Raw genomic sequence first — 7175 nt, 5'->3', positions numbered from 1 at the left:
CCGGCAGGTCGTCGTCCAGCCGCTTGCGGCGGCCGGGCAGGGCGAGGACGAGCAGCAGCAGCGCGAGGGCGCCCTGCGCCCAGTGCCAGCCGGTGCGGGCGGCGGAGTCCTCGTGGACGAGGTCGAGCCGGCCGCCCTGGGCGGGGAGGGTGAAGCCCTGCGCCCAGCCGTCGACGGTCTTCGGCTCCAGCGGCACCCCGTCGAGGGTGGCCCGCCAGCCGGGGGCGGCGCGGTCGGCGATCCGCAGGGTCCGGCCGGCGTCGCCCGCCGGGATGCCCGTGTGCGCCTCGACGGGGCCGGAGGCCACCGGGATCGGGGCCTCGCCCGGCTTGCCGGGGATGATCACGGCCCGGGCGACCTGCCGGTCGACCTGCCACAGCGCGCTGCCGTCCAGCTGGCTCATCCGGCTCAGGCCCGGGGTGGCGTCCAGGACGCGGCTCAGCTGCCGGGGGGCGCCGTCGCGGACCAGGACGTAGCGGATGGCGAAGCCGCCGAGCTGGCCGGTCTGGTCGGCGCCGGAGCCGGCGACCAGGCTGGAGACGACCTTGTCCAGGCGGGCGTCGCTGCCGGCCGCGGCGGCGAGCTCCGCGTCACCGAGTCGGCCGCCCGAGCCCCGGACCAGGGTGTACGACACCTGGCCGGGGGTGCTGCCGCCGAGCACCAGGGTGCGGGCCTGGTCGCGGGTGCCGCTCTCCTCGGCGACGAACGCGGGCACCTGGACGGGGTCGCGCCGCTGGAGCGGCCCGTCGGCGCCGGCCAGCACCCACCCGGCGGCGGCCAGCAGCGGCCCCGCCGCCGCGGCCAGCGCGATCACCGCGGCGAGCGGCTGGCGCCAGCCGAAGCCGTGCGCGGCCAGGCGCTGCCGGGCGCCGTCCGCGCCGGCCAGGGCGGCGGCCAGCAGGGCGGACCCGTAGACGAGCAGGGCCGGTCCGGCCCAGCCGTCGTGGTCGGTCACCACGGCCAGGACCAGCGCCGCGAGCGCGACGGCCCAGGCGGCGCGGACGGCCAGGACCCGTTCGGTGCGCACCAGCGCGGCCAGGGCGGCGAGCAGCAGCCCCGCCAGCAGCGGCAGGCCTGGGGTGCCGGGGCCGCCGGGGTCGGCGGTGAGCAGGCCCAGGGCCCCGGCCGAGCCGGTGCCGTACGGCAGTCCCGCCTCGTCCAGGAAGCGGCCGGGGTGCGCGAGCAGGCCGAGCGACCAGGGCGCGAGGAGCACCAGCGGGGTGAGCGCGGCGGCCAGGAGCCGGGGGGCGTACGTGGTCCAGGCGGAGCGGCGTACGACGACCACGGCGAGGCCCAGCACCAGGGCGAGCGGCCAGACGGCCGGGGTGAAGGCGGTGACCACGGTCAGCAGCAGGGTGTACGTCCACACGGCGCGCCAGCCGCCGCGGCCCGGCTCCTCGCGGTCGAGCCGGTAGGCGGCGACGGCGGCGCGGGCGGTCGGCGGCAGCAGGACGGCGAGCACGGCCGTGCCCAGCCGGCCGCCGGCCAGGGCGCCGGTGGCGGCGGGCAGGAAGGCGTAGGCGACGGCCGCCCAGGCGCGCAGCAGCCGGGAGCCGACCAGGGGGCGGGAGGCGGCGTAGGCGGTGAGGCCGGCGAGCGGGACGGAGCAGACCAGCAGGAGGGTCAGCGCGGTCTCGGAGGAGCCGAGCAGGACGGTGGCCAGGGCGCCGAGAAGGGCGAGGTAGGGCGGGGCGTCGGCGGTGCTGCCGGTGCCGACGGGGTGCCAGTCGTCGACGTAGGCGTGCCAGAGCGCGGCGCCGCTGCCGGGCGCGGGCAGCAGGGCGCCGCCCATCAGGGAGCCGCCGGCGAGCAGGGCGCGGCAGGCGAGGACGGAGACGACCAGCAGGAGGGCGAAGAGGACCGGGGCGGGTCGGCGGGCGATCCGCTTGAGCCGGGCGAACTGCTCGACCTGCAGGAAGTCGGCGTCCTCGGCGCCGGGGCCGGACTCGACGGCCCCGCCGTGCCGTCCGGCGGCGGCCGGTTCGCTGTCGCGGCCGGCGCCGAGGTGCGCGGCGAGCTGTTCGAGGCCGGCGCGGACGGTGGCGCCGGGCGGCGGGAAGTAGCCGCGCAGTTCCTTGGCGGAGGCGACCGGGCGGCCGCGGCGGCGGCGGGCGGCGAGGATCCGGCCGGGGCGCAGCAGGGTGGCGAGCAGGCCGGTGAGCTCGTCGACGGCCTGGCCGGGGGACTTGGCCAGCAGGTAGCCGAGGCTGCGCAGCAGGGTGCCGAGCACCAGCCGCAGCAGCACGTACGGCAGGGCCCGGGCGGAGACCCCGGTGAGCAGGGTGTAGGCGGCGCCGGCCTTGTCGACGCGGTGGGGGCTGGAAGGGGTGCGGCCGACGCAGTCGACGGTGCGGCGTTCGCGGGCGGCGGCCTCGGCGTGGCGCAGCACGGCGTCGGGGGCGACGAGGACGCCGTGGCCGGCCTGGTGGGCGCGCCAGCACAGGTCGACGTCGTCGCGCATCAGCGGCAGTCGGCGGTCGAAGCCGCCGAGGGCGTCGTAGACGTCGCGGCGGATCAGCATGCCGGCGGTGGAGACGGACAGGACGGGGCGGACCTGGTCGTGCTGGCCCTGGTCCTGCTCGCGGCGGTCGAGGCCGGTCCAGCGGCGGCCGCTGCGGGCGATGCTGACGCCGACTTCGAGGAGCTGCTTGCGGTCGTACCAGCCGCGCAGTTTGGGGCCGATGACGGCGGCGTCCTCGTCCTCCTCGGCGACGCGCAGCAGTTCGGTCAGGGCGTCGGGTTCGGGGGCGCAGTCGTCGTGGAGCAGCCAGAGCCACTGGACGGGTTCGCCGTACGGCAGTTCGGGCAGGTCGTAGGTGTCGTCGCGCCAGGTGCGGCTGACCGGGTCCCAGCCGCTGGGGCGCTTCAGGTAGGGCAAGTCGTCGGGGGTGAGGGTGCCGGCGGCGCGGACCGCCTCGTCGACGGCCGCGCCGAAGCCGGTGCGGCGGGCGAGGTGCAGGACGCGGTCGTCGCCGAGGGCCTCGGCGAGCAGGCGGGCGGAGTCGTCGGCGCTGCCGGTGTCGGCGGCCATGACGTTCTGGACGGGGCGTTCCTGGTGGAGCAGGCCGGTGAGCGCCTGGGGCAGCCAGCGGGCGCCGTCGTGGGCGACGAGGACGGCGGTGACGACGTGCCGGGGGAACTCGGGGGTGGTGGCCGTCGCGTGCGCGGCCGTCGAGTGGCTGTGCGGGGACATCGCGGTACGGGCCCTCCGGCCTGGGGGTCCCTCCGGACGGGGTCCGGGGGGTTTCCGGGGCGGTGCCGCCCGCGGAGGCTGCTGGACTGGCGCCCCACATTAACGGCTGGGACGACAGCGGTCCGCCTCCTGCGGGGAAGGGGCAGGAGGCGGACCGTTTGCTCTGCTACGTATGTACGGATGCGGTGCGCAGTGCCGCACCGGCCGGGGTCGGAGGTGTCGTCGGAGGTTCAGACGGCGGCCTTCTTCAGTCGGCGCCGTTCGCGCTCGGACAGACCGCCCCAGATGCCGAAGCGCTCGTCGTTGGCGAGGGCGTATTCGAGGCATTCGGAGCGGACCTCACAGGCGAGGCACACCTTCTTGGCCTCTCGGGTGGAGCCGCCCTTCTCGGGGAAGAAGGACTCGGGGTCGGTCTGGGCGCACAGCGCCCGCTCCTGCCATCCGAGCTCCTCGTCCGCCTCCTCGACCAGCAGTTCCTGAAACAGCTCGGTCATGTGCGCCCCTCGCTCTGTCTGTGCGTCCCCGTGATGGCGTCGTTACCGGCCAGATGCGGAAACGACACGAGTGAAATTACAAATGCGGCGATCTGGGGCAGTCAAGCCGAGATCTGCTATTGGGCCCCTTATTCACTCTGCGGAACCAAGCGTATACAGAAAGTGTTCATATCGCCAAAAATCGTGACACATGCCATGCGCACACGCCGGGGCGTGCGCGCGACACCCTCGCCCGTAGCCGACGTGTCACTCCGCGCCAAGGTTGCGATTCGGCCACGGAAGCGAGCTAGATCACATTCCGGTCACGGCCTGACAACGGCGGCGCTGCGGGCGCTGCCGCCACATGCCCGGTCAAGGGGTGCACAAACCTTTCTCCTTGCGGCCCCACCGGAAGAGGTGAATGTCTTCCCGCGAAGTGGACGTCGGGTTGACACCCGGTCCCCGGACCGGGTCTCCTTGTCCGCATGTCAGTGACCGCAGCCGCCACCCGGACGCCCATTCGTGGGTTCCTGCGTGCTGCCCAGGGTCGCTGTTGCTGTTGCAGCTGTTGATGCCTGCGGAGCGTTCGGCTCCGTCCAGTGCCCGGCTCGCCCGGTCCAGCAACCGCCCCGCCCGCACGTCCCTCCGTACGACCTCCGCGACGACGCCCCGCACGCCGTACCGGACGACGGACTGACACCGTTCGAGGAACCCCCGCATGAACAGCGACAGCGACCTCCAGATCGCCGGCGACATCCTCGCCGTCCAGCACCTGCTCCAGCCCGCCCGCGAGCACCCGGCCACCGTCGCCGAGTTCGTCGGACTCGCCCGTTCCCTCGCCGAGGACCGCGCCCAGTGGGAGCACCTCGTCCGCTACGACGCCACCACCCGCTGGTACCACCGGCTGCGCACCGGCCCGGGCTACGAGGTGTGGCTGCTCAGCTGGGTCCCCGGGCAGGGCAGCGGACGGCACGACCACGGCCCCTCCTCCGGCGTGCTCACCGTCCTCGACGGCGAGCTGACCGAGCACTCCGCCCGCGGCCCGCTCACCCTGCGCGCCGGCGCGCAGCGGGTGTTCGCCCCCGGCTACGCCCACGACGTCGTCAACGACTCGCTCGACGGGGCGGTCAGCCTGCACGTGTACTTCCCGGGCCTGACCGAGATGCCGATGCACCACTGCACCCCCGCCGAGGGCGCGGCGCACCGCGAGTCCGTGGGCGTACCGGCGGCCTGACAGACTGCGCTGCATGCGCATTGTTGTTCTGGCCGGCGGTATCGGCGGCGCCCGTTTCCTTCGCGGACTGAAGTCGGCCGCGCCCGACGCGGACATCACGGTCATCGGCAACACCGGTGACGACATCCACCTGTTCGGGCTGAAGGTGTGCCCCGACCTGGACACCGTGATGTACACGCTCGGCGGCGGCATCGACGAGGAACAGGGCTGGGGCCGCGCCGACGAGTCCTTCACCGTCAAGGAAGAGCTCGCGGCGTACGGCGTCGGGCCCGGCTGGTTCGGGCTCGGCGACCGCGACTTCGCCACCCACATCGTCCGCACCCAGATGATCTCCGCGGGCTACCCGCTCAGCGCCGTGACCGAGGCGCTGTGCGACCGGTGGCAGCCGGGGGTGCGGCTGCTGCCGATGAGCGACGACCGGGTGGAGACCCACGTCGCGGTGACCCTGGACGGCGAGAAGCGGGTGATCCACTTCCAGGAGTACTGGGTCCGGCTGCGCGCCTCGGTCGACGCCGAGGCCGTGGTGCCGGTCGGGGCCGAGCAGGCCGTGCCGGCGCCGGGCGTGCTGGAGGCGCTCGCCGAGGCCGACGTCATCCTCTTCCCGCCGTCCAACCCGGTCGTCTCCGTCGGCACCATCCTGGCGGTGCCCGGGATCCGCGAGGCGGTGGCCGCCGCCGCGGCGCCGGTGGTCGGCCTGTCGCCGATCGTCGGCGGGGCGCCGGTGCGCGGGATGGCGGACAAGGTGCTGGCCGCCGTGGGGGTGGAGGCGACCGCCGCCGCCGTCGCCCGGCACTACGGCGGCGGGCTGCTGGACGGCTGGCTCGTGGACACCGCGGACGCCGACGCGGTCGCCGAGGTGGAGGCCGCCGGGATCGCCTGCCGGGCCGTGCCGCTGATGATGACGGACGTCGAGGCGACCGCGGCGATGGCGCGGGCCGCGCTGGAACTGGCGGAGGCCGTGCGGTGACCACGCCCGCGTACGAGGTGCGGGCGGTCCCCGGGATCCCCGAGGTCGCCCCCGGCGACGACCTGGCGGAACTGATCGCGGCCGCCGCGCCCGACCTGCAGGACGGGGACGTCCTGCTGGTCACGTCGAAGATCGTCTCCAAGGCGGAGGGCCGGATCGTCGCGGCCGACTCGCGGGAGGCGGCGATAGACGCCGAGACGGTGCGCGTGGTCGCGCGCCGGGGCGCGCTGCGGATCGTGGAGAACCGGCAGGGGCTGGTGATGGCGGCGGCCGGGGTGGACGCGTCCAACACGGCGGCCGGCACGGTGCTGCTGCTGCCGCGGGACCCGGACGCCTCGGCGCGGGCCCTGCGCGCCCGGCTGGCGGAGCTGCTGTCGGTGGACGTCGGGGTGATCGTCACGGACACCTTCGGGCGGCCGTGGCGCACCGGGCTGACGGACGTGGCGATCGGCGCGGCCGGTGTACGGGTCCTGGACGACCTGCGCGGCGGCACCGACAGCCACGGCAACCCGCTGAACGTCACCGTGGTGGCCACGGCGGACGAACTGGCGGCCGCCGGGGACCTGGTCAAGGGCAAGGCGGCCGGGCTGCCGGTGGCGGTGGTGCGCGGGCTGCCGCACGTACGGGGGGAGGGCTCGGCGCGGGAGCTGGTGCGGCCGGCCGCGGACGACATGTTCCGGCTGGGCACGTCGGAGGCGGTGCGGGAGGCGGTCACGCAGCGGCGCACGGTCCGCGCGTTCACGGCGGACCCGGTGGACCCGGGCGCGGTGCGCCGCGCGGTGGCCGCGGCCGTGACGGCGCCGGCGCCGCACCACACGACGCCGTGGCGGTTCGTGCTGCTGGAGTCGGCGCAGGCGCGGGTGCGGCTGCTGGACGCCATGCGGGACGCGTGGATCGCGGACCTGCGGCGGGACGGCAAGTCGGAGGAGTCGATCGCCAAGCGGATCCGCCGCGGCGACGTACTGCGCAACGCGCCGTACCTGGCGGTGCCGTGCCTGGTGACGGAGGGCGCGCACCGGTACGGGCACGAGCGGCGGGACGTGGCCGAGCGGGAGATGTTCGTGGTCGCCATGGGGGCCGGCGTGCAGAACTTCCTGGTGGCCCTGGCCGGGGAGCGGCTGGGGTCGGCGTGGGTGTCGTCGACGATGTTCTGCCGGGAGGTCGTGCGCAAGGTCCTGGACCTGCCGCAGGACTGGGACCCGATGGGCACGGTCGCCATCGGCCACCCGGCCACCCCGCCCCCACCCCGCCCCGAGCGGACTCCCGAGCCCTTCATCGAACTCCGCTGACGGGCCGCCGCGGGGCCGC

Annotated in this window: 5 protein-coding genes; 3 read left to right on the top strand and 2 right to left on the bottom strand. The window is 75.4% G+C overall.

Annotation, left to right across the window (positions count from 1 at the left end; all coding sequences use genetic code 11):
* A partial coding sequence (locus LG632_RS29020) for a glycosyltransferase family 2 protein (RefSeq protein ID WP_226730819.1) occupies positions 1–3193 on the bottom strand: 3193 nt, incomplete at its 3' end.
* 230 nt (positions 3194–3423) lie between these two features.
* Positions 3424–3687, bottom strand: a complete 264-nt coding sequence (locus tag LG632_RS29015) for a WhiB family transcriptional regulator (protein WP_003983763.1) — start codon at positions 3685–3687, stop codon at positions 3424–3426.
* Positions 3688–4384: 697 nt separating this feature from the next.
* Between LG632_RS29015 and LG632_RS29010 the strand changes: the two genes are divergently transcribed.
* From LG632_RS29010 to LG632_RS29000, 3 genes are read left to right on the top strand one after another with little or no spacing between them, the layout of a single operon-like run.
* Entirely contained in the window at positions 4385–4900 is a 516-nt protein-coding gene (locus LG632_RS29010; protein WP_226730810.1) for a cysteine dioxygenase, read from the top strand.
* Positions 4901–4913: 13 nt separating this feature from the next.
* A complete protein-coding gene (gene cofD, locus LG632_RS29005; protein ID WP_226730808.1) occupies positions 4914–5867 on the top strand; it encodes a 2-phospho-L-lactate transferase in 954 nt (317 codons plus the stop codon).
* Positions 5864–7156 (top strand): coenzyme F420-0:L-glutamate ligase, encoded by a 1293-nt coding sequence (locus tag LG632_RS29000; RefSeq protein WP_226730806.1) that lies wholly within the window; start codon positions 5864–5866, stop codon positions 7154–7156. Before cofD ends, LG632_RS29000 begins: the two co-directional genes overlap by 4 nt.
* Positions 7157–7175: the final 19 nt, after the last annotated feature.

The sequence above is a fragment of the Streptomyces antimicrobicus genome (assembly GCF_020532625.1).
In the GTDB taxonomy this organism is placed as follows: Bacteria; Actinomycetota; Actinomycetes; order Streptomycetales; family Streptomycetaceae; genus Streptomyces; species Streptomyces antimicrobicus.
This window is presented reverse-complemented; position numbering and strand designations above follow the sequence as displayed.